Origin of the sequence: Pseudomonas vancouverensis (assembly GCF_004348895.1) — a bacterium.
Classification (GTDB): domain Bacteria; phylum Pseudomonadota; class Gammaproteobacteria; order Pseudomonadales; family Pseudomonadaceae; genus Aquipseudomonas; species Aquipseudomonas vancouverensis.
In genome coordinates, this window is record NZ_RRZK01000032.1 from 33,600 (window position 1) to 53,755 (window position 20,156).

20 protein-coding genes are annotated in these 20,156 nt (G+C 60.3%); 12 read left to right on the plus strand and 8 right to left on the minus strand.

The window, feature by feature from the left end:
* Positions 1-229 precede the first annotated feature (229 nt).
* The 5 genes from EIY72_RS24355 to EIY72_RS24375 all read left to right on the plus strand — a co-directional run bounded on the left by EIY72_RS24355 (position 230) and on the right by EIY72_RS24375 (position 4,112).
* The gene (locus EIY72_RS24355) at positions 230-889 is read left to right on the plus strand and encodes a FadR/GntR family transcriptional regulator (protein ID WP_093214155.1); all 660 of its coding nucleotides are present in this window, start codon (positions 230-232) and stop codon (positions 887-889) included.
* A complete protein-coding gene (locus EIY72_RS24360) occupies positions 879-2,183 on the plus strand; it encodes a CynX/NimT family MFS transporter (protein WP_093214158.1) in 1,305 nt (434 codons plus the stop codon). Before EIY72_RS24355 ends, EIY72_RS24360 begins: the two co-directional genes overlap by 11 nt.
* 100 nt (positions 2,184-2,283) lie before the next feature.
* Positions 2,284-2,754, plus strand: a complete 471-nt coding sequence (locus EIY72_RS24365) for a nuclear transport factor 2 family protein (protein WP_093214165.1) — start codon at positions 2,284-2,286, stop codon at positions 2,752-2,754.
* A gap of 40 nt (positions 2,755-2,794) precedes the next feature.
* On the plus strand, positions 2,795-3,088 hold the full coding sequence (locus EIY72_RS24370) for a GIY-YIG nuclease family protein (RefSeq protein WP_093214170.1): 294 nt from the start codon (positions 2,795-2,797) through the stop codon (positions 3,086-3,088).
* Between the two features lie 88 nt (positions 3,089-3,176).
* The gene (locus EIY72_RS24375; RefSeq protein ID WP_093214175.1) at positions 3,177-4,112 is read left to right on the plus strand and encodes a glutathione S-transferase family protein; all 936 of its coding nucleotides are present in this window, start codon (positions 3,177-3,179) and stop codon (positions 4,110-4,112) included.
* 169 nt (positions 4,113-4,281) lie between these two features.
* Here the strand turns inward: EIY72_RS24375 and EIY72_RS24385 are convergent, their stop codons facing one another.
* Both EIY72_RS24385 and yejK read right to left on the minus strand, forming a co-directional pair.
* Positions 4,282-4,632, minus strand: coding sequence for a glutaredoxin family protein (locus tag EIY72_RS24385; RefSeq protein WP_093214189.1), 351 nt, complete (start codon positions 4,630-4,632; stop codon positions 4,282-4,284).
* Positions 4,632-5,636, minus strand: a complete 1,005-nt coding sequence (gene yejK / locus EIY72_RS24390) for a nucleoid-associated protein YejK (protein WP_093214193.1) — start codon at positions 5,634-5,636, stop codon at positions 4,632-4,634. The genes EIY72_RS24385 and yejK overlap by 1 nt, the downstream gene beginning before the upstream one ends.
* Positions 5,637-6,032: 396 nt before the next feature.
* Here yejK and EIY72_RS24395 point away from each other — a divergent pair, with 396 nt between their 5' ends.
* On the plus strand, positions 6,033-6,314 hold the full coding sequence (locus EIY72_RS24395) for an HU family DNA-binding protein (protein ID WP_007905514.1): 282 nt from the start codon (positions 6,033-6,035) through the stop codon (positions 6,312-6,314).
* A gap of 112 nt (positions 6,315-6,426) precedes the next feature.
* Here the strand turns inward: EIY72_RS24395 and rlmF are convergent, their stop codons facing one another.
* The 5 genes from rlmF to EIY72_RS24420 form a co-directional block, all read right to left on the minus strand.
* Positions 6,427-7,452, minus strand: a complete 1,026-nt coding sequence (gene rlmF / locus EIY72_RS24400; RefSeq protein WP_093214199.1) for a 23S rRNA (adenine(1618)-N(6))-methyltransferase RlmF — start codon at positions 7,450-7,452, stop codon at positions 6,427-6,429.
* Positions 7,453-7,692: 240 nt separating this feature from the next.
* On the minus strand, positions 7,693-10,539 hold the full coding sequence (locus EIY72_RS24405; RefSeq protein ID WP_093214206.1) for a valine--tRNA ligase: 2,847 nt from the start codon (positions 10,537-10,539) through the stop codon (positions 7,693-7,695).
* Positions 10,540-10,722: 183 nt separating this feature from the next.
* Complete coding sequence (locus EIY72_RS24410; RefSeq protein WP_093214209.1) at positions 10,723-12,036, minus strand: MFS transporter; 1,314 nt, start codon at positions 12,034-12,036, stop codon at positions 10,723-10,725.
* Between the two features lie 293 nt (positions 12,037-12,329).
* Entirely contained in the window at positions 12,330-13,565 is a 1,236-nt protein-coding gene (locus tag EIY72_RS24415; protein WP_093214212.1) for an HlyC/CorC family transporter, read from the minus strand.
* 12 nt (positions 13,566-13,577) lie between these two features.
* Positions 13,578-14,390 carry a cytochrome C assembly family protein gene (locus tag EIY72_RS24420; protein ID WP_093214215.1) on the minus strand — a complete coding sequence of 271 codons (813 nt, stop codon included), beginning with the start codon at positions 14,388-14,390 and terminating at the stop codon, positions 13,578-13,580.
* Positions 14,391-14,600: 210 nt separating this feature from the next.
* On the opposite strand from EIY72_RS24420, the gene ffh reads away from it, so the two are divergent.
* From ffh to rplS, 5 genes are all read left to right on the plus strand, one after another.
* A complete protein-coding gene (ffh, locus tag EIY72_RS24425) occupies positions 14,601-15,977 on the plus strand; it encodes a signal recognition particle protein (RefSeq protein ID WP_093214218.1) in 1,377 nt (458 codons plus the stop codon).
* 248 nt (positions 15,978-16,225) lie between these two features.
* Positions 16,226-16,477 carry a 30S ribosomal protein S16 gene (rpsP, locus tag EIY72_RS24430; RefSeq protein ID WP_007972721.1) on the plus strand — a complete coding sequence of 84 codons (252 nt, stop codon included), beginning with the start codon at positions 16,226-16,228 and terminating at the stop codon, positions 16,475-16,477.
* A 5-nt stretch (positions 16,478-16,482) separates the two neighbouring features.
* Complete coding sequence (gene rimM, locus EIY72_RS24435) at positions 16,483-17,019, plus strand: ribosome maturation factor RimM (RefSeq protein WP_093214223.1); 537 nt, start codon at positions 16,483-16,485, stop codon at positions 17,017-17,019.
* Positions 17,020-17,021: 2 nt separating this feature from the next.
* Positions 17,022-17,774, plus strand: coding sequence for a tRNA (guanosine(37)-N1)-methyltransferase TrmD (gene trmD, locus EIY72_RS24440; protein WP_007941398.1), 753 nt, complete (start codon positions 17,022-17,024; stop codon positions 17,772-17,774).
* Between the two features lie 45 nt (positions 17,775-17,819).
* Complete coding sequence (rplS, locus tag EIY72_RS24445) at positions 17,820-18,170, plus strand: 50S ribosomal protein L19 (protein ID WP_003175895.1); 351 nt, start codon at positions 17,820-17,822, stop codon at positions 18,168-18,170.
* A 249-nt stretch (positions 18,171-18,419) separates the two neighbouring features.
* On the opposite strand, the gene suhB is transcribed toward rplS, so the two are convergent.
* Positions 18,420-19,238 (minus strand): type III secretion system regulator SuhB, encoded by an 819-nt coding sequence (suhB, locus tag EIY72_RS24450; protein ID WP_007941397.1) that lies wholly within the window; start codon positions 19,236-19,238, stop codon positions 18,420-18,422.
* Between the two features lie 146 nt (positions 19,239-19,384).
* On the opposite strand from suhB, the gene trmJ reads away from it, so the two are divergent.
* Positions 19,385-20,155 (plus strand): tRNA (cytosine(32)/uridine(32)-2'-O)-methyltransferase TrmJ, encoded by a 771-nt coding sequence (gene trmJ, locus EIY72_RS24455; protein ID WP_093214228.1) that lies wholly within the window; start codon positions 19,385-19,387, stop codon positions 20,153-20,155.
* The last annotated feature ends 1 nt before the right edge of the window (position 20,156 follow it).

Sequence of the window (20,156 nt, forward strand, 5' to 3'; positions counted from 1 at the left end):
CCGGACTGTGTTCCGGGTTTATTTTTGCCCACAGAAAACCCGCACCCTGTAGGAGCGAGCATGCTCGCGATGGACTTGAGAGCACCGCGGGGGACCTGCCAACCAGCGTTATCGTTGACGACCATCGCGAGCATGCTCGCTCCTACAGAGGCGGCATGTTGCTCTCCTGGGCAAAGCTGACTACCATGTCAGCAAATTCATCCTATGATTGGATGACAGGGCGAATTCCATGTCTGAACACTCTCCAATAGTGAAACGTTCCCTCGTCGATCAGGCGTTGGAACAACTGCGCCTGCGCATCAATCAAGGTGTGTGGGAGGTTGGCCAGCGTCTGCCCACCGAGCCTGAGTTGTCTGCCGAGCTGGGCATCAGCCGCAACACCGTGCGTGAAGCCATGCGCGTGCTGGCGTTTTCCGGCTTGATCGAGATCCGCCAAGGGGATGGCAGTTACCTGCGCGCCGTGGTCGATCCGCTGGACACTTTGAAGGCCCTGTCCAAGTGCTCCCTCGAACAGGCCCGGGAAACCCGGCACATTCTCGAAGTCGAGGCCATTGGCCTGGCTGCGCTGCGCCGAACCGAGGAAGACCTGGTGGCATTGCGCGAGGCACTGGGTGTCAGCGGCAGTCACTACCATGGCGACCTCGATGCCTACATCGCCTGCGATCTGGCGTTCCACCGCCGTCTGGTGGACGCCGCGCACAACCCGACCCTGAGCGAGTTGTATCGCTATTTCTCCAGCATTGTCGGCGCCCAGTTGCGCCAGACCCTGAACATCGTCCCGCGCCGCCAGGAAGTGTTCGACCTGCACATCGAGATGCTCGATGCCGTCGAACAACGCGACCCGGAGCGGGCCAAAGCCCTGTCGAGGCAGTTGATCAATGAACCTTGAAACCGAGAAACCCATGTCCAGCCAGGATTTATCCACAGCGCCGAAACGCACCGCCGAGCTGGAAGAGCTGCTGATCGACGCCGAGGCCGATGACGAGCAGGTCCAGCAAACGCAACCACTGTTGCGGCGCCCCTGGCTGCTGTTGTTGGGGTTGGTGTTAGTGGCGCTGAACCTGCGCCCGGCGCTGTCGAGCATGGCGCCGATGCTCAGCGAGGTGTCGAAATCCCTTGGCCTGTCGGCGTCCAAGGCCGGTCTGCTGACCACCTTGCCGGTGCTTTGCCTGGGGCTGTTTGCGCCACTGGCACCGGTCCTGGCGCGACGTTTCGGTGCCGAGCGCGTGGTGCTGGGGATTTTGCTGACACTGGCCGGCGGGATCATCCTGCGCAGTTCTTTCGGTGAAATCGGCCTGTTTGCCGGCAGCATCCTGGCGGGTGCGAGCATTGGCGTGATCGGTGTGCTCCTGCCGGGCATCGTCAAACGCGACTTTCCGAAACAGGCCGGAACCATGACCGGCGTGTACACCATGGCCTTGTGCCTGGGTGCGGCGATGGCCGCCGGGTCGACCGTGCCGCTGAGCGAACATTTCGACAAGAGCTGGGCGATGGGCCTGGGTTTCTGGGTCATCCCGGCCCTGGTGGCCGCCTTGTTCTGGTTACCGCAGGTCGGCTCGAAACACGGTGCGCACAATGTCGCCTACCGCGTTCGCGGATTGCTGCGTGACAAACTGGCCTGGCAGGTGACCCTGTACATGGGGCTGCAATCGTCGCTGGCCTACATCGTTTTCGGCTGGCTGCCGTCGATCCTGATCGGGCGCGGCCTGACGCCGACCCAGGCCGGGCTGGTGCTGTCGGGTTCGGTAATCGTGCAGTTGGTCAGTTCATTATCTGCCCCATGGTTGGCGACTCGTGGCAAGGATCAACGCCTGGCCATCGTGATCGTGATGGCGTTGACCCTCGCCGGATTGTTCGGTTGCCTCTATGCGCCTATCGAAGGCCTGTGGGGCTGGGCGATCGTGCTGGGCCTGGGGCAGGGGGCCACCTTCAGCCTGGCATTGACCCTGATCGTCCTGCGTTCGCGGGACTCTCATGTGGCGGCAAACCTGTCGAGCATGGCCCAGGGCTTTGGCTACACCCTGGCGTCGATGGGGCCGTTTGCGGTCGGCGTGGTGCATGACTGGACCGGTGGCTGGACCGCCGTGGGCTGGATCTTTGGCGTCATCGGTCTGGGCGCGATCATCGCCGGCCTGGGCGCCGGTCGCGCGCTGTACGTGCAGGTGGAAAGCGAAAAGGTCTGAGACGCGAACACTTGTCGGTATTCGGCCTGCGAATGCCGATAGTGTTCCGCGCGTTTGCAGATTATTGTGCAGGCATTCTTCCATTCGACGGAGTTTGCCCATGAGTGATGCCCACAGCGCGCTGATCACCCGCTTCTACCAGGCTTTTCAGCGCCTTGACGCCGAGGCCATGGCTGCCTGTTATACCGACGACGTGGTGTTCAGTGATCCGGCGTTCGGCGAGTTGCGTGGGCGCGACGCCGGCGACATGTGGCGCATGCTCACCACCCGGGCCAAGGATTTCTCCCTGACCTTCGACAACGTGCGCAGCGACGAGCGCAGCGGAGGCGCTCATTGGGTGGCGACCTATCTGTTCAGCCAGACCGGCAACGTTGTCATCAATGATATCCAGGCGCGTTTTGTCTTCCGTGACGGCAAGATCTGCGAGCATCACGACCGCTTTGATCTGTGGGCCTGGTCGCGCCAGGCCCTGGGTTTCAAAGGTCTCGTGTTGGGCTGGACGCCACTGGTGAGAAACGCCGTGCGTGCCCAGGCACTCAAGGGCTTGAAGGCGTTTCAGGCCGGTCGCTGATAAGATCGCCGCTTGTTTTCCTTACAAGCCTGATCGTTACGTGAACACTCCAGTCGAGCCCCCCGTCAGCAAGCCCTGGTACGTCTACCTCGTCCGTGCGGCCAATGGTTCGCTGTATTGCGGGATCAGCGACGATCCCGTGCGTCGCTTCGCCAAACACCAGAGCGGCAAGGGGGCGCGGTTCTTCCTTTCCAGCCCGGCCATGGCGCTTGTCTACACCGAGCTGTGTCGCGATAAGAGCGAAGCGTTGCGCCAGGAACGACTGATCAAGAAACTCAGGAAAAGCGCCAAGGAGTGCCTGGTGGCCAGTGCTGCCGCCGGCCTATCACTGTGACTGATCGGTTCCCATCAGGCAGATCGGTAGGCCGCGAAGTGATAGCACGCTAAGCTGCGGGTTCCTGAACTTTGCGGCGGAGCCGAGCATGTCCGAGTTGATTCTGCATCATTACCCGACGTCCCCTTTCGCCGAAAAGGCGCGCCTGTTGCTCGGCTTCAAGGGATTGTCCTGGCGCTCGGTGAAAATCTCGCCGGTGATGCCCAAGCCTGATCTCACCGCCCTCACCGGTGGTTATCGCAAAACTCCGGTGTTGCAGATCGGTGCCGACATCTATTGCGACACGGCGTTGATCGCCCGTCGTCTGGAGCAGGAAAAAGCCTTGCCGGCGTTCTTCCCCGAAGGGCAGGAAATGATCGCGGCCACCTTTGCCGCCTGGGCCGATTCTGTGGTGTTCCAGCATGCGGTCAGCCTGGTGTTCCAGCCAGAGTCGGTCGCTGTGCGCTTCGGTAATTTGCCGCCGGAAGCAATCAAGGCGTTTATCGCTGACCGTGCCGGTCTGTTCAGTGGTGGCAGTGCTACAAAGCTTTCCGTCGAACAAGCCAAACACCAGTGGCCGACCATCATGTCGCGCCTGGAGCTGCAATTGCAGCGCGAGCAGGGTGACTTCCTGTTCGGTGAACCATCGATTGCCGATTTCGCTTTGGCCCATTGCCTGTGGTTCCTCAAGGCCACGCCTGTCACGAGCCCGTTGGTGGATGCCTACCCGGCGGTGGCAGCTTGGCATGCCCGGGTGTTGGGCTTTGGGCATGGTGCCGCCAGCGAAATGAGTTCCGAAGAAGCGCTGGAAGTGGCGCGAACGTCGACGCCGGCAGCGTTGCCGGACGAGCAGTTCGTTGATCCTAACGGCTTCAAGGCCGGTCAGCAGGTGGTGATCGCGGCCACCGACTATGGCGTTGATCCGGTGGCGGGGGAGTTGCTGTTCGCAGGTTGCGAAGAGTTGATCGTACGTCGCGAGGACGAGCGCGGCGGCGTGGTGCATGTGCACTTCCCGCGCCTGGGTTTCCGCATCGAAGCCAGCTGATACCCAAACACCACTGTGACGAAAGACTTCGTGGCGAGGGAGCTTGCTCCCGTTGGACTGCGTAGCAGTCCCTCTTTTTTGGGGCCGCTTCGCTGCCCAACGGGAGCAAGCTCCCTCGCCACAAAGCTCCCTTGCTCTCTCGCCACAAGAAATGTGTAAAATTGAATAGTTATTTCAGGGCCGCCAGGATCGCATCCGGGTCATACCCGCGAATCAGCGTTCCGTTCACATCGATGATCGGTATCCCGCCGCCACCCAGGGCCTCATAGTCCTTGCGCGCAACCGCATCTTTCTCGATATCGAACTCCTTGTACGGAATGCCTTTCTGATCGAGGAAGCGCCGGGTCAGCTTGCAGTAGCCACACCATTCGGTGGCGTAGAGCACGACGTTGGCCTTGGCCTGGGTCTGCTCGGACACCACCTGCGAAGGGTTGAACACCCGCTCGATCTTGCCCCAGTTCTGGTAGGCCACGACCACCAGCAGGATCAGCAGGCATTTCTTCAGGACGCCGCCGAGCATCAGTTGCGTCGCTTCAGCTGGTCGGTGAGCGAGGTCGGCAGGCCCTTGATGATCAGGGTGCCGGCTTCTTCGTCGTATTCGATCTTCGAGCCCAGCAGGTGCGCTTCGAAGCTGATCGACAGGCCTTCGGCGCGACCGGTGAAGCGGCGGAACTGGTTGAGGGTGCGCTTGTCCGCCGGGATCTCCGGCGAGAGGCCGTAGTCCTTGTTGCGGATGTGATCATAGAAGGCTTTCGGGCGTTCTTCGTCGATCAGTTCCGACAGCTCTTCCAGGCCCATGGGTTCGCCCAGTTTGGCCTGGCTGCTGGCGTAGTCGACCAGGGTCTTGGTCTTCTCGCGGGCATCGTCTTCCGGCAAGTCCTCGCTTTCGACGAAGTCACTGAAGGCCTTGAGCAGGGTGCGGGTCTCGCCCGGGCCGTCGACGCCTTCCTGGCAGCCGATGAAGTCGCGGAAGTACTCCGAGACCTTCTTGCCGTTCTTGCCCTTGATGAAGGAGATGTACTGCTTGGACTGTTTGTTGTTCTGCCATTCGGAGACGTTGATCCGAGCCGCCAGGTGCAGCTGGCCAAGGTCCAGGTGACGGGATGGCGTGACGTCCAGCTCGTCGGTCACCGCCACGCCTTCACTGTGGTGCAGCAGGGCGATGGCCAGGTAGTCGGTCATGCCTTGTTGATAGTGCGCGAACAGCACGTGGCCGCCGACCGACAGGTTCGACTCTTCCATCAGCTTTTGCAGGTGCTCCACCGCCACGCGGCTGAATGCGGTGAAGTCCTTGCCGCCTTCGAAATACTCCTTCAGCCAGCCGCTGAACGGATGCGCGCCGGACTCGGCGTGGAAAAATCCCCAGGCCTTGCCTTGTTTGGCGTTGTAGCTTTCGTTGAGGTCGGCAAGCATGTTCTCGATGGCACTCGACTCGGCCAGTTCGGAGTCGCGGGCATGAAGAACTGCGGGTGTGCCGTCAGGTTTTTTGTCGATCAGGTGGACGATGCAATGACGGATCGGCATGGGCTTCTCGGCTGAATGAAGAGAGGAGGGCGTGCTCCCCCGAAAAAGCGCTCAGTGTACCGCAACCACTCGATTTGGCGCGGGTTGTAGGGCAATTCCGGGGCGACCGGCGGTGCATATGCGGTTTTTTCCCGTTTTAGTTCAATAAAGCTGACCAAATGGGTAGCTAGAGGCGGATATTTCCACGTCTGTGTGCTAGCTTTGCCCGGTCTTGCGCGAAGTCACTGCGTTAAGCGTGCAGTCAGCATTTGTCAGGTCGAACCAAACCCTGATTTCGGTATCTATAACCCCGATCCCGAGGTTATTTGGCCGAGGGTGCCGGATCCAAAAGATCGGGCTCGATGGCTGACATTGCACTCTGCAATCCATATGAATTTGATAGGGAAGGAACACTAAATGGCTCTTACTAAAGACCAACTGATCGCCGACATCGCTGAAGCTATCGACGCGCCGAAAACCACCGCGCGTAACGCTCTGGACCAACTGGGCCAAATCGTTGCTGATCAGCTGGAAAACGGCGGCGAAATCACTCTGCCAGGTATCGGCAAACTGAAAGTGACTGAGCGTCCTGCCCGTACCGGCCGCAACCCTTCGACTGGCGCTGCCATCGAAATCGCTGCCAAGAAAGTGATCAAGCTGGTTGTGGCCAAAGGCCTGACCGACGCTGTGAACAAGTAAGACTTGTTAAAAAGAGCCGTGCGCCGGAGCGATCCGGGCACGGCTTTTTTGTGCCTGCCGATTGGGTAAAAGCTGAAGCGGCAATCGACTGCCGCTTCAAGTGTCCAGGCACTCAGCCCTTGCGAACCCAGCGTTCACGGCGCCAGATCTGCTGTTCGGACTTGGTCTGATAGGTCCAGGCGACGAAGCGGCTCTGCTTCTGCCCCTGGGACATTTCCACCACCTGGCTTTCCAGCGCGCCGGCCTTTTTCAGCGCTGTCTCGATGGCGGGCAGGTTCGAGGCTTTCGAGACCAGGGTGCTGAACCACAACACTTTGTGCTGGAAGTTCGCACTTTCGGCGATCAGTTGCGTCACGAAACGCGCTTCGCCACCTTCACACCACAACTCGGCCGACTGACCGCCGAAGTTCAGTACTGGCAGTTTGCGTTTCGGGTCGGCCTTGCCCAAGGCTCGCCATTTGCGCTCGCTGCCTTTGGTCGCTTCGTCCATCGAGGCGTGGAACGGCGGGTTGCACATGGTCAGGTCAAAGCGTTCGCCAGGTTCCAGCAGGCCGATCAGGATGTGCTTGCGGTTCTCTTGCTGTCGCAGCTTGATGACCTTGTTCAGATCGTTGGACTGGACGATGGCTTTGGCGGCGGCCACGGCCGTTGGGTCGATTTCCGAGCCCAGGAAGTGCCAGCGATATTCGCTGTTACCGATCAGCGGATACACGCAGTTGGCGCCCATGCCGATATCCAGCACATTGACAATGGCGCCACGCGGAACCACGCCGTCGTTGTTGCTGGCCAGCAGGTCAGCGAGGAAGTGTATGTAGTCGGCACGGCCCGGTACCGGCGGGCAAAGGTAATCGGCCGGGATGTCCCAATGCTGGATGCCATAGAACGACTTGAGCAACGCCCGGTTGAATACGCGCACCGCGTCGGGGCTGGCGAAGTCGATGCTTTCCTTGCCGTAGGGGTTGATGATCACGAACTTCGCCAGCTCTGGCGTGGTTTTGATCAACGCCGGGAAGTCGTAACGACCCTGATGGCGATTGCGCGGGTGCAGGCTGGCTTCTTTACGCGGCTCCACGGGCTTGGCCGGGGTGGCGGAGTCAGGCTTCTTGCGCGCGGGGCGAGGTGTACGGGGGGCGTTCATGGGCGTGGTCGATTCGGGTATGGCTGAAAGTGGCGGGTATTGTCCCACATCTGTGGTGCAACACTGATCAAATGTGGGAGCGAGTCTGTTCACGAGGGCTGGGCCAGTTGCCATCTTCGTTGATGGGTACTCCGTCTTCGCGAGCAAGCTCGCTCCCACAGGGGATTTTCATTAGATGTAAGAAAATGGCAGGCAAAAAAAGGGAGGCCATCGGCCTCCCTTGTTCATCGCAACTTGCCGTTACAGGCTGGCAATCCGCGCATGCTGCTCGGCCAGCTTGCCCAGAGCCTGTTCGGCTTCGGCCAGCTTGGCGCGTTCTTTCTCGATGACTTCGGCCGGAGCCTTGTCGACGAAACCGGCGTTGGACAGCTTGCCGCCGACACGCTGCACTTCACCTTGCAGGCGCTGGATTTCCTTGTCCAGACGCGCCAGTTCAGCGCCTTTGTCGATCAGGCCGGCCATTGGCACCAGCACTTCCATCTCGCCGACCAGGGCGGTGGCGGACAGTGGCGCTTCTTCGCCGGCAGCCAGGACAGTGATCGATTCGAGGCGTGCCAGCTTCTTCAGCAGGGCTTCGTTCTCGGTCAGACGACGCTGATCCTCGGCACTGACGTTTTTCAGGAACAGCGGCAGCGGTTTGCCCGGGCCGATGTTCATTTCGCCACGGATGTTGCGGGTGCCGAGCATCAGGCCCTTGAGCCATTCGATGTCGTCTTCGGCCGCCGGATCGATGCGCTCTTCGTTGGCCACCGGCCAAGGTTGCAGCATGATCGTCTTGCCTTGAATGCCGGCCAGCGGCGCGATGCGCTGCCAGATTTCTTCGGTGATGAACGGCATGAACGGGTGCGCCAGGCGCAGGGCGACTTCCAGGACGCGCACCAGGGTGCGACGGGTGCCGCGCTGACGTTCAACCGGGGCGTTTTCGTCCCACAGCACAGGCTTGGACAGTTCCAAGTACCAGTCGCAATATTGGTTCCAGATGAACTCGTACAGGGCTTGTGCCGCCAGGTCGAAACGGAACTGGTCGAGCTGGCGGGTCACTTCGGCTTCGGTGCGCTGCAACTGCGAAATGATCCAGCGATCCGCCAGGGACAGCTCAAAGGCTTCGCCGTTCTGGCCGCAGTCTTCGCCCTTGTCCAGCACGTAGCGCGCCGCGTTCCAGATCTTGTTGCAGAAGTTGCGATAGCCTTCGACGCGGCCCATGTCGAACTTGATGTCGCGACCGGTGGAGGCCAGCGAGCAGAAAGTGAAGCGCAGGGCGTCGGTGCCGTAGCTGGCGATGCCTTCGGCGAACTCTTCGCGGGTGGCTTTCTCGATCTTCTTCGCCAGTTTCGGCTGCATCAGGCCCGAGGTGCGTTTCTGCACCAGGGTTTCCAGTTCGATACCGTCGATGATGTCCAGCGGGTCAAGGACGTTGCCCTTGGACTTGGACATCTTCTGGCCCTGGCCATCACGCACCAGGCCGTGCACGTAGACGGTCTTGAATGGAACCTGCGGGGTGCCGTCCTCGTTCTTGATCAGGTGCATGGTCAGCATGATCATCCGGGCAACCCAGAAGAAAATGATGTCGAAGCCCGTCACCAGCACGTCGGTGGAGTGGAATTTCTTCAGGAACTCGGTCTTTTCCGGCCAGCCCAGGGTGGAGAAGGTCCACAGGCCCGAACTGAACCAGGTGTCGAGTACGTCGTTGTCCTGTTGCAGCGTGACGTCGTCACCGAGGTTGTGCTTGGCGCGTACTTCGGCTTCATCGCGGCCGACATAGACCTTGCCCGACTCGTCGTACCAGGCTGGAATCCGGTGGCCCCACCACAGTTGACGGCTGATGCACCAATCCTGGATGTCGCGCATCCACGAGAAGTACATGTTTTCGTACTGCTTCGGCACGAACTGGATGCGGCCGTCTTCCACGGCGGCAATCGCCGGCTCGGCCAGCGGCTTGGTCGACACGTACCATTGGTCGGTCAGCCACGGCTCGATGACGGTGCCGGAGCGGTCGCCCTTCGGCACTTTCAGGGCGTGATCGTCGACGCTGACCAACAGCCCGGCAGCTTCAAACGCAGCCACGATCTGCTTGCGCGCTTCGAACCGGTCGAGACCAGCGTATTCAGCCGGGATCTTGCCGTCGATGCTGTCGTTCAGCGTGCCGTCGAGATTGAACACCTGGCAGGCCGACAGGACTGCGGCGTTCTTGTCGAAGATGTTCAGCAGCGGCAGGTTGTGACGCTTGCCGACTTCGTAGTCGTTGAAATCGTGGGCCGGGGTGATTTTCACGCAGCCGGTGCCGAATTCAGGGTCGCAGTAATCGTCGGCGATGATCGGGATGCGGCGGCCAACCAGCGGCAGCTCGACGAATTTGCCGATCAGGGCTTTGTAGCGTTCGTCGTTCGGGTTAACTGCGACGGCGGAGTCGCCGAGCATGGTTTCCGGGCGAGTGGTCGCGACGATCAGGAAATCGTTGCCTTCAGCGGTCTTGGCGCCGTCAGCCAGCGGGTATTTCAGGTTCCACAGGAAGCCTTTCTCGTCGTGGTTTTCCACTTCGAGGTCGGAAATCGCCGTGTGCAGCTTGGTGTCCCAGTTGACCAGGCGCTTGCCGCGATAGATCAGGCCGTCTTCGTGCAGGCGCACGAACGCTTCTTTCACTGCTTCCGACAGGCCGTCGTCCATGGTGAAGCGCTCGCGGCTCCAGTCTACGGACGAACCGAGACGACGGATCTGCCGGCTGATGTTGCCGCCGGATTCATCCTTCCACTCCCAGACTTTCTCGAGGAATTTCTCGCGACCGAGGTCGTGACGGTTCTGGCCCTTGGCTTCGAGCTGACGCTCTACCAGCATCTGCGTGGCGATACCGGCGTGGTCGGTGCCCGGCTGCCACAGGGTGTTGCGACCCTGCATGCGGCGGAAACGGATCAGGGCGTCCATGATCGCGTTGTTGAAACCGTGACCCATGTGCAGGCTGCCGGTGACGTTCGGCGGCGGGATCATGATGGTGTAGGACTCGCCCGCGCCTTGCGGGGCGAAGTAATTCTCTGACTCCCAAGTGTTGTACCAGGAAGTTTCAATGGCGTGCGGCTGGTAGGTCTTATCCATGCGCGGCGGGACCCTATTGGCATTTATTCAGGAAAAGCCGGGAAGTATAGCGGGGATGAGCGTTTGCGCGTAGAGCGAGGTGACAATGGGCGGGGGAAAATATGCCGTGTGAGTGGTCATTGAGGACCCCATCGCCGCCCGGAGCAAGCTCGCTCCGGGCGGCGATCCGACGATAACAGCCTGTCAATCCACCCGATTGAGATCGTTATGCCGCGTTTCTTTCAGACACAACACCGCGAGCAAACTCAGTACCGCAGCGCCGGACACATAGCCGCCGACATAACTCAAACCGCCCATCGCCACCAGTTTCTGAGCGAAGAAGGGTGCCGCCGAAGCACCAACGATACCGCCCAGGTTGTAGGCCGCCGACGCGCCGGTGTAGCGCACGTGGGTGGGAAACAGCTCCGGCAGCAGCGCGCCCATGGGCGCAAAGGTCACGCCCATCAGGAACAGTTCGATGCACAGGAACAACGCCACGCCCCAGGTCGAACCCTGGGTCAGCAACGGCTCCATGAGGAAGCCGGATAGGATCGCCAGCACGCCGCCGATGATCAGCACCGGTTTGCGTCCGTAACGGTCACTGGCCCACGCCGACAGCGGTGTGGCGGCAGCCATGAACAGCACGGCGAAGCACAGCAGGCCGAGGAAGGTCTCGCGGCTGTAGCCGAGGGTGGCGACGCCGTAACTCAGCGAAAACACCGTGGAAATGTAAAACAGCGCGTAGCACACCACCATCGCACCGGCGCCGAGCAATACCGGTGCCCAATACTGACCGAACAATTCGAACAGCGGGATTTTCACCCGTTCCTGACGCGCCATCGCGTTGGCGAAGACGGGCGTTTCATGCAGTTTCAGGCGCACATACAGGCCGACCATCACCAGCGCGGCACTGAGCAGGAATGGAATGCGCCAGCCCCAGGCGCGGAACTGTTCGTCATCGAGGACCATGGCCAGGGTCAGGAACAAGCCGTTCGCGGCCAGAAAACCAATGGACGGGCCAAGCTGCGGGAACATGCCGAACCAGGCGCGTTTGCCCTTGGGCGCGTTTTCCGTGGCGAGCAAGGCCGCGCCACCCCATTCACCGCCCAGCCCCAGGCCTTGGCCGAAGCGCAGCACACAAAGCAGGATCGGTGCCCAGGCGCCGATGCTGTCGTATCCCGGCAGCACGCCGATCAGCGTGGTGCACACGCCCATCAGCAGCAGCGAAGCGACCAGCGTCGATTTACGACCGATGCGGTCGCCAAAGTGCCCGAACAGTGCCGAGCCCAGCGGGCGTGCCAGAAATGCGATGCCGAAGGTGAGGAAGGCCGACAGCATCTGCGCGGTGCCGGACGTTTGTGGAAAGAACACCGGACCGATCACCAGCGCAGCGGCGGTGGCATACACGTAGAAATCGTAGAACTCGATGGCCGTGCCGATGAAGCTCGCCGTGGCGACGCGGCTCGCGGAATTGGTTGGCGCGGGTGTGGACTCGCTGTAAGTCGTGCTGGTCGTCATGCGGTTATCCCTGACAGTCATGTGCTCCGGTGGAGCGAATTATTATGGTCGAGTACCCAGGGATGTGGGTTTGCAGCGGGGTGCGGGTAGCACAGGGTCGAGCGGCTTGGGTAAGCGGCTCGATTATAGGAAGGTGGCTAACGAATCAACAAGGGGCTTGGATCCAGCGCAGGTCCCTGTGGCGAGGGAGCTTGCTCCCGCTGGGCTGCGAAGCAGTCCTAAGTGCAGAGCACCCGGTTTCAAACGTTTTGCAGCCGCTACGCGCCCTAGCGGGAGCAAGCTCCCTCGCCACATCAGATGACAGCAGGCACCGAACTGGTCTGCCAGATCAGTACCCGTGTAACCCGATTTTCCTCGGTCGCGAGAATTTCCAGGCGATAGCGGCCAATCTTCAGGCACACGGCGCTTTCCGGGATGGTCTCCAGGGCTTCGGTTACCAGCCCATTGAGGGTTTTCGGCCCATCGCTTGGCAGATGCCAGCCCAGGCTTTTGTTGAGTTCACGGATCGAGGCAGCGCCATCGACCACCAGGCGGCCGTCGGCTTGCGGGTGGATGTGCGGGTTGTCCAGGCTGTGCTGGCTTTCGAATTCGCCGACGATTTCTTCGAGAATGTCTTCCAGGGTCACGATACCCAGCACTTCGCCATACTCATCGACCACCATGCCCAGGCGTCGCTGCTGTTTATGGAAGTTGAGCAGTTGCAGTTGCAGCGGCGTGCTTTCCGGAACGAAGTAGGGCTCGTGACTGGCCGCGAGCAGCGCTTCCTTGGTCAGGCTGGCATCGGGCAGCAGGTGCAGGATGTGCCGGGTGTTGAGCACCGCCTCGACCTGATTGATGTCACTGTGGAACACCGGCAGGCGCGTGCGCTTGTTGTGGCGCAGTTGTTCGATGATCTCTTCGATCGGGTCGTCGAGGTTGATGCCGTCTACTTCGCTGCGCGGCACCAGAATGTCGTTGACCGTGATGTTGTCCAGGGCGTGGATGCCGGAGATGGCGTGCGGGCGGCTGACGGTGCTGTCGGGGCCCTCATGTCGCTCCACTGGCACATCCTCGTCACTTTGCTGCACCACTTTGGGTTTGCGGGCAAAGGGGCGCATCAGCAGTTGACTGATGCTGTTGAGCAGCCAGGCCGCGGGGTAAATGACTTTCAGCGGCAAGCGCAACAGATTGTTGCCTTGGGCCAGAATGGCATCTGGATAGCGGGTGGCGAGGGCGCGGGGCAGGTAGTCGGCGAACACCAGCAGTACTGCGCCTGCTGCCAGGCAGGCGATCCAGGGGCCGTTTTCTGCCCAGGTGAAAATCGCCAGCAGTGTACTGATGACGACGACCAGTGCGCGACAAAGGGTGTTGCACAGGATCAGGCTGTGGAGCGGGAAGCTGAGTCTGGCCGGCGGCTTGTCGCTGGAACGCGTTGCGGTGCGCTGGGCCAGCAGATGCTGATGTGCGGCCTCGATGGCGGTGAACAGCCCCGACCATAAAATCAGCAGGACCACTACTGCAAGCATCGGCCCTATGGGCAAATCGTCCATTAATGCCGCCCGTCAGATATGCAGGATGTATTCACGAACCAGCTTGCTGCCGAAGTACGCCAGCATCAGCAGGCAGAAACCGGCCAGGGTCCAGCGAATGGCTTTGTGCCCGCGCCAGCCGAGATGGTTGCGTCCCCATAGCAATACACTGAAGACGATCCACGCCAGGCACGCCAGCAGGGTCTTGTGCACCAGGTGCTGGGCAAACAGGTTTTCGACGAACAGCCAGCCGGAAATCAGCGACATCGACAACAACGTCCAGCCGGCCCAGAGGAAGCCGAACAGCAGGCTTTCCATGGTTTGCAGCGGCGGAAAGTTCTTGATCAGCCCGGAGGGGTGCTTGTGCTTGAGTTGATGGTCCTGGACCAGCAGCAATAGGGCCTGGAACACCGCGATGGTGAACATGCCATAGGCCAGGATCGACAGCAGGATGTGGGCGAGGATGCCCGGCTCCTCGTCAATGATCTGTACCGTGCCGGCCGGGGCGAATTGCGCCAGCAGCACGGTCAGGGCGCCGAGCGGGAACAGCAGGACCAGCAGGTTCTCCACGGGGATCCGCGAGCAGGCCAGCAGGGTCAGGGCAATGACAGCGACGGCAATCAGGCTGGCAGCGCTGAAGAAGTCCAGGCCCAGGCCGATCGGGGTCAGCAGGTGGGTCAGCAGGCTGGCGCTGTGGGCCAGCACGGCGAGCACGCCAAGCGTGACCAGCAGGCGTTTGTTGGCCTTGGCAGCGGAGGCCAGACGACTGCCCTGATAGAAAGTCGCAGCGGCGTACAGGCAGGCGGCGGCGAGGGTGGTAAGCAAACTGGGTGACAAGGGGAGCATAAATCCTGTTAGGCAAGCCCGAAAGGCGCTGAGTTTGGCATAGAATCGCCGCTGCACGAAAGACCGCACAAGCTGACAGCGAGGTGTCCGCCGCTCGCAGTCTTCGCTATAATCCGCGACCTGCCCACGCCGCAGGCTCGCCGAGCACATGTTTAGTCCGGTCCGGGCCGCCATTATCCCGGTCTACACAGGGCCTGAAAGGATCGCGCAATGTTTGAAAACTTAACCGACCGTCTCTCGCAGACGCTGCGCCATGTCACCGGCAAGGCCAAGCTGACTGAAGACAACATTAAAGACACCCTGCGTGAAGTGCGCATGGCGTTGCTTGAAGCCGACGTTGCCCTGCCGGTGGTCAAGGACTTCGTCAATTCGGTCAAGGAGCGCGCCGTCGGTACCGAGGTGTCGCGCAGCCTGACGCCGGGCCAGGCCTTCGTGAAGATCGTCCAGGCCGAGCTCGAAAGCCTGATGGGCGCGGCAAACGAGGACCTCAACCTCAGCGCCGTGCCACCAGCGGTCATCCTGATGGCCGGTTTGCAGGGTGCGGGTAAAACCACTACCGCCGGCAAGCTCGCGCGCTTCCTTAAAGAGCGCAAAAAGAAGTCGGTCATGGTGGTCTCCGCGGACGTCTACCGTCCGGCGGCGATCAAGCAGCTGGAAACCCTGGCCAATGACATTGGCGTGACCTTCTTCCCGTCGGACCTGAGCCAGAAGCCGGTCGACATCGCCCAGGCGGCTATAAAGGAAGCAAAACTCAAATTCATCGACGTCGTCATTGTCGATACCGCCGGTCGCCTGCACATCGACGAAGAGATGATGGGCGAGATCAAGGCGCTGCATGCCGCGATCAACCCGGTCGAAACCCTGTTCGTAGTCGATGCCATGACTGGTCAAGACGCCGCCAATACGGCCAAGGCCTTTGGCGATGCGCTGCCACTGACTGGTGTGATCCTGACCAAGGTCGACGGTGACGCCCGAGGCGGTGCCGCGCTGTCGGTACGTGCGATCACCGGCAAGCCGATCAAGTTCATCGGTATGGGCGAGAAGAGCGAAGCGCTCGATCCGTTCCACCCTGAGCGTATCGCTTCGCGAATCCTCGGCATGGGCGACGTGCTCAGCCTGATCGAGCAGGCCGAAGCCACGCTCGACAAGGACAAGGCCGACAAGCTGGCCAAGAAGCTGAAGAAGGGCAAGGGCTTCGACCTCGAAGACTTCCGTGATCAGCTGCAACAGATGAAAAACATGGGCGGCCTCGGTGGGCTCATGGACAAGCTGCCGAACATGGGTGGCATGAACCTGGCGCAGATGGGCAATGCCCAAGGTGCGGCAGAGAAGCAATTCAAGCAGATGGAAGCCATCATCAACTCGATGACCCCGGCCGAGCGTCGCGACCCCGAGATGATCAGCGGTTCGCGCAAGCGTCGGATCGCCATGGGTTCCGGTACCCAGGTGCAGGACATCGGTCGCTTGATCAAGCAGCACAAGCAGATGCAGAAGATGATGAAGAAGTTCTCTGCCAAAGGCGGCATGGCCAAGATGATGCGCGGCATGGGCGGAATGTTGCCCGGCGGCGGCATGCCAAAGATCTGAAAGAACTCGCCGGTCGTCGTACCGGCGCAGTCCCGCAAGGAAGCGGGATCTCCAGCAAACCCGCATCTGGCGGGAGCTGACCGGCCGTTTTAAACGACGGCTCTATGGCAAATCTGCATGGCGGCCGACAGGCGCCGGAAAAAGTCATTTGCAAAAGTCCGGATATTCCTTAGAATATGCGGCCTTTCGGGCACCCATGCCCGCTGTGCATTTAGATTTGCAGCACCGACTACAGGAACGATGTTCACATGCTAACAATCCGTCTTGCCCTTGGCGGCTCCAAAAAGCGCCCGTTTTACCACTTGACCGTAACCGACAGCCGCAACCCGCGCGACGGTTCGCACAAGGAACAGGTTGGCTACTTCAACCCTGTTGCTCGTGGTCAGGAAGTTCGTCTGTCCGTGAACCAAGAGCGCGTAGCCTACTGGCTGAGCGTTGGTGCACAACCTTCTGAGCGCGTTGCTCAGTTGTTGAAGGAATCTGCTAAGGCTGCGGCCTGAGCAATATGAACGCGACGCCAGCTGTTGCTGATGATTTGATCGTTATCGGCAAGATTTATTCTGTTCACGGCGTTCGCGGCGAAGTGAAGGTGTATTCCTTTACTGATCCGATTAAGAACCTGCTGGATTACAAAACCTGGACGCTCAAGCGTGACGGCAATGTAAAGCAGGTAGAGCTGGTCAGCGGGCGCGGGAATGACAAATTCCTGGTCGCAAAGCTCAAGGGTCTCGATGATCGCGAAGAAGCTCGTCTTCTGGCCGGTTATGAGATCTGCGTGCCGCGCAACCTGTTCCCTGAGCTGAACGACGGCGAGTACTACTGGTACCAGCTGGAAGGTCTCAAGGTCATCGATACCCTCGGACAATTGTTCGGGAAGATCGATCATCTGCTGGAGACCGGCTCGAACGATGTCATGGTGGTCAAGCCTTGCGCTGGCAGCCTGGATGATCGCGAACGCCTGTTGCCCTATACGGAGCAATGCGTGTTGGCTGTCGACCTGGCGGCAGGTGAGATGAAGGTGGATTGGGACGCGGATTTCTAAGCGTGGCTAACTTGCGCGTAGAAGTGATCAGTTTGTTTCCCGAGATGTTCTCCGCCATCAGCGAGTACGGCATCACCAGTCGGGCGGTGAAGCAGGGGCTCTTGCAGCTCACCTGTTGGAATCCGCGAGACTACACGACGGATCGGCATCACACTGTGGACGATCGCCCGTTTGGCGGTGGTCCGGGCATGGTGATGAAGATCAAGCCCCTGGAAGATGCTCTGGTTCAGGCCAAGGCAGCAGCCGGGGAGGCGGCGAAGGTGATTTACCTGTCGCCCCAAGGCCGTCAACTGACTCAGTCGGCGGTGCGCGAGTTGGCGAATCTGGATGCATTGATCCTGATTGCCGGTCGCTATGAAGGCATTGACGAGCGTTTTATTGATGCTCATGTCGATGAAGAGTGGTCGATTGGGGACTATGTCCTGTCTGGCGGCGAGCTGCCGGCGATGGTCCTGATCGATGCGGTTACACGACTGCTGCCTGGAGCTTTAGGGCATGCGGACTCCGCTGAGGAAGATTCCTTTACGGATGGTTTGCTGGATTGCCCGCACTACACCCGACCGGAGGTGTATGCGGATCAGCGTGTTCCCGACGTATTGCTAAGTGGCAATCACGCGCACATCCGGCGTTGGCGTTTACAGCAGTCCCTTGGTCGGACCTATGAACGACGCGCCGATCTTCTGGAAAGCCGCTCGCTTTCTGGAGAAGAGAAGAAGCTGCTCGAGGAATACATCCGCGAGCGGGACGATAGTTAACAACGTATCGATGGTAGATCAGACGATTTACCTTAGGAGCACAGCATGACTAACAAAATCATCCTTGCACTCGAAGCAGAGCAGATGACCAAAGAGATCCCTACCTTCGCCCCGGGCGACACCATTGTCGTTCAGGTGAAAGTGAAGGAAGGCGACCGTTCGCGTCTGCAAGCGTTCGAAGGCGTTGTAATCGCCAAGCGTAACCGCGGCGTCAACAGTGCATTCACCGTTCGTAAAATCTCCAACGGTGTTGGCGTAGAGCGTACTTTCCAGACCTACAGCCCGCAAATCGACAGCATGGCTGTCAAGCGTCGCGGCGACGTACGTAAGGCCAAGCTGTACTACCTGCGTGACCTGTCCGGTAAAGCAGCTCGCATCAAGGAAAAACTGGCTTAAGTCCAGCTCCCGATGCAGTAGAAGCAGTTTGCGTCAGTGGTGTGAAAAGCACGCTGGCCAAGCTGCCAACAAACGCCCCGACTTGTTCGGGGCGTTTGTTTTTGTGCTGGAGAAAGGTTTTTCCGTTCTTTGCTCTCGACCGGTGTGGTTGTGCTCCTGTGCTGCGCGCCGTAAATTGGGAGGTCGAGACGAAAAAAAGCCCCGTATCTTTCGATGCGGGGCTTTTTTGTATGGCGGCTGCCTTGGAGCTTAGCGCTTCAGCGAGGCCGGCAGGTGCGGCTGGATAGCCGTCAGTACTGCCTTGAAGCACTTGGTGTTGCCGGCAACGACGTGGCCTTTCTCGAGGAAGTCGTGACCGCCGGTGAAGTCGCTCACCAGGCCGCCTGCTTCCTGAATCAGCAGGGCGCCAGCAGCCATGTCCCACTCGGACAGACCCGACTCCCAGAAGGCGTCAAATCGGCCGGCGGCGACATAGGCCAGGTCCAGGCTTGCCGAGCCGGCGCGGCGGATGCCGGCAGTCTGGCCAACCAGGGCGCGGAACATGCCCAGGTAGTTGTCGAGGTTGTCCATCTGGTCGTCACGGAACGGGAAGCCGGTACCCAGCAGGGCGCCGTCGAGGCTGGTGCGACCGCTGACGCGCAGGCGACGACCGTTCAGTTGAGCGCCACGGCCACGGCTGGCGGTGAATTCTTCCTGGCGAACCGGGTCCAGAACCACGGCGTGCTCAAGACGGCCGCGATATTTGCAGGCGATGCTGACAGCGAAATGAGGGATGCCGCGCAGGAAGTTGGTGGTGCCGTCCAGTGGGTCGATGATCCACAGGTACTCTTCGCCTTCGATGCCGGTGCCGGCGTGCAGGCCGGTCTCTTCACCCATGATCGAGTGGTTCGGATAAGCCTTGCGCAGCGCATCAATGATTTTCTGTTCAGCGGCGCGATCCACCTCGGATACGTAATCCTTGGCGTCTTTTTCGTCGACCTTGATGGTATCCAGGCGCTCGATGGAGCGGAAAATCAATTCACTGGCGCTGCGGGCGGCGCGCAGCGCGATATTCAGCATGGGCTGCATGGATGTGTCACCTAAGGTTGTTAAAGAAAGCCGAGCATTCTATCAGAAAGTTTCTACAGGTGAAGGTCGGTGTTCACTTTCATAGCTTAACGGTAGTCAGCGCTGTAAGATTCTGCTCCTCATTTATGTGTTCGAGAGCGCCTCCCTTGCTGCAAAACATTCGTGTCGTCCTGGTCAATACCAGCCATCCGGGCAATATCGGCGGGACTGCGCGCGCCATGAAAAACATGGGTCTGTCGCGATTGGTGCTGGTCGAGCCGCGCCTGTTTCCGCATCACGAGGCTGATGCTCGCGCCTCCGGTGCCGGTGACATCCTTGAAAACGCGCAAGTCGTCGCCACCTTGGAAGATGCCTTGGTCGGCTGCAATCTGGTGCTTGGCACCAGTGCCCGCGACCGGCGCATTCCCTGGCCGCTGCTCGACCCCCGCGAATGCGGGACGAAAGTGGTCGAGGAGGCTGCCCAGGGCGCCGAGATCGCGCTGGTGTTCGGGCGTGAAGATTCCGGCCTGACCAATGACGAGCTGCAGCGATGTCACTATCACGTGCATATCCCATCCGACCCTGAGTTCAGTTCGCTGAACCTTGGAGCGGCGGTGCAGGTGTTGAGCTATGAAGTGCGCATGGCCTGGCTGGCGGCCCAAGGGCAGCCGAGCAAGGTCGAGAAGGAAGAGGTGGCGTCGGTCAAAAGCACTGAGCTGGCGACCATGGATGAGTTGGAACGATTCTATGAGCACCTGGAGCAGACCCTGGTGGCCATCGAGTTTCTCGATCCGGAAAAACCACGCCACTTGATGGCGCGCCTGCGCCGGTTGTACGGACGCAGCTCGGTCAGCCGGGCGGAAATGAATATATTGCGTGGCATCCTCACGGAAACCCAGAAAGCGGCCCGTGGTGAGCTTCTAAAGCGGAAGGATTAAT

What these genes read in the sequence shown, in the direction of transcription:
- EIY72_RS24355 (WP_093214155.1), top strand. Translation starts at nt 230, where the DNA reads ATGTCTGAACACTCTCCAATAGTGAAACGTTCCCTCGTCGATCAGGCG.
- EIY72_RS24360 (WP_093214158.1), top strand. Translation starts at nt 879, where the DNA reads ATGAACCTTGAAACCGAGAAACCCATGTCCAGCCAGGATTTATCCACA.
- EIY72_RS24365 (WP_093214165.1), top strand. Translation starts at nt 2,284, where the DNA reads ATGAGTGATGCCCACAGCGCGCTGATCACCCGCTTCTACCAGGCTTTT.
- EIY72_RS24375 (WP_093214175.1), top strand. Translation starts at nt 3,177, where the DNA reads ATGTCCGAGTTGATTCTGCATCATTACCCGACGTCCCCTTTCGCCGAA.
- EIY72_RS24385 (WP_093214189.1), bottom strand. Translation starts at nt 4,632, where the DNA reads ATGCTCGGCGGCGTCCTGAAGAAATGCCTGCTGATCCTGCTGGTGGTC.
- yejK (WP_093214193.1), bottom strand. Translation starts at nt 5,636, where the DNA reads ATGCCGATCCGTCATTGCATCGTCCACCTGATCGACAAAAAACCTGAC.
- EIY72_RS24395 (WP_007905514.1), top strand. Translation starts at nt 6,033, where the DNA reads ATGGCTCTTACTAAAGACCAACTGATCGCCGACATCGCTGAAGCTATC.
- rlmF (WP_093214199.1), bottom strand. Translation starts at nt 7,452, where the DNA reads ATGAACGCCCCCCGTACACCTCGCCCCGCGCGCAAGAAGCCTGACTCC.
- EIY72_RS24405 (WP_093214206.1), bottom strand. Translation starts at nt 10,539, where the DNA reads ATGGATAAGACCTACCAGCCGCACGCCATTGAAACTTCCTGGTACAAC.
- EIY72_RS24410 (WP_093214209.1), bottom strand. Translation starts at nt 12,036, where the DNA reads ATGACGACCAGCACGACTTACAGCGAGTCCACACCCGCGCCAACCAAT.
- EIY72_RS24415 (WP_093214212.1), bottom strand. Translation starts at nt 13,565, where the DNA reads ATGGACGATTTGCCCATAGGGCCGATGCTTGCAGTAGTGGTCCTGCTG.
- EIY72_RS24420 (WP_093214215.1), bottom strand. Translation starts at nt 14,390, where the DNA reads ATGCTCCCCTTGTCACCCAGTTTGCTTACCACCCTCGCCGCCGCCTGC.
- ffh (WP_093214218.1), top strand. Translation starts at nt 14,601, where the DNA reads ATGTTTGAAAACTTAACCGACCGTCTCTCGCAGACGCTGCGCCATGTC.
- rpsP (WP_007972721.1), top strand. Translation starts at nt 16,226, where the DNA reads ATGCTAACAATCCGTCTTGCCCTTGGCGGCTCCAAAAAGCGCCCGTTT.
- rimM (WP_093214223.1), top strand. Translation starts at nt 16,483, where the DNA reads ATGAACGCGACGCCAGCTGTTGCTGATGATTTGATCGTTATCGGCAAG.
- rplS (WP_003175895.1), top strand. Translation starts at nt 17,820, where the DNA reads ATGACTAACAAAATCATCCTTGCACTCGAAGCAGAGCAGATGACCAAA.
- suhB (WP_007941397.1), bottom strand. Translation starts at nt 19,238, where the DNA reads ATGCAGCCCATGCTGAATATCGCGCTGCGCGCCGCCCGCAGCGCCAGT.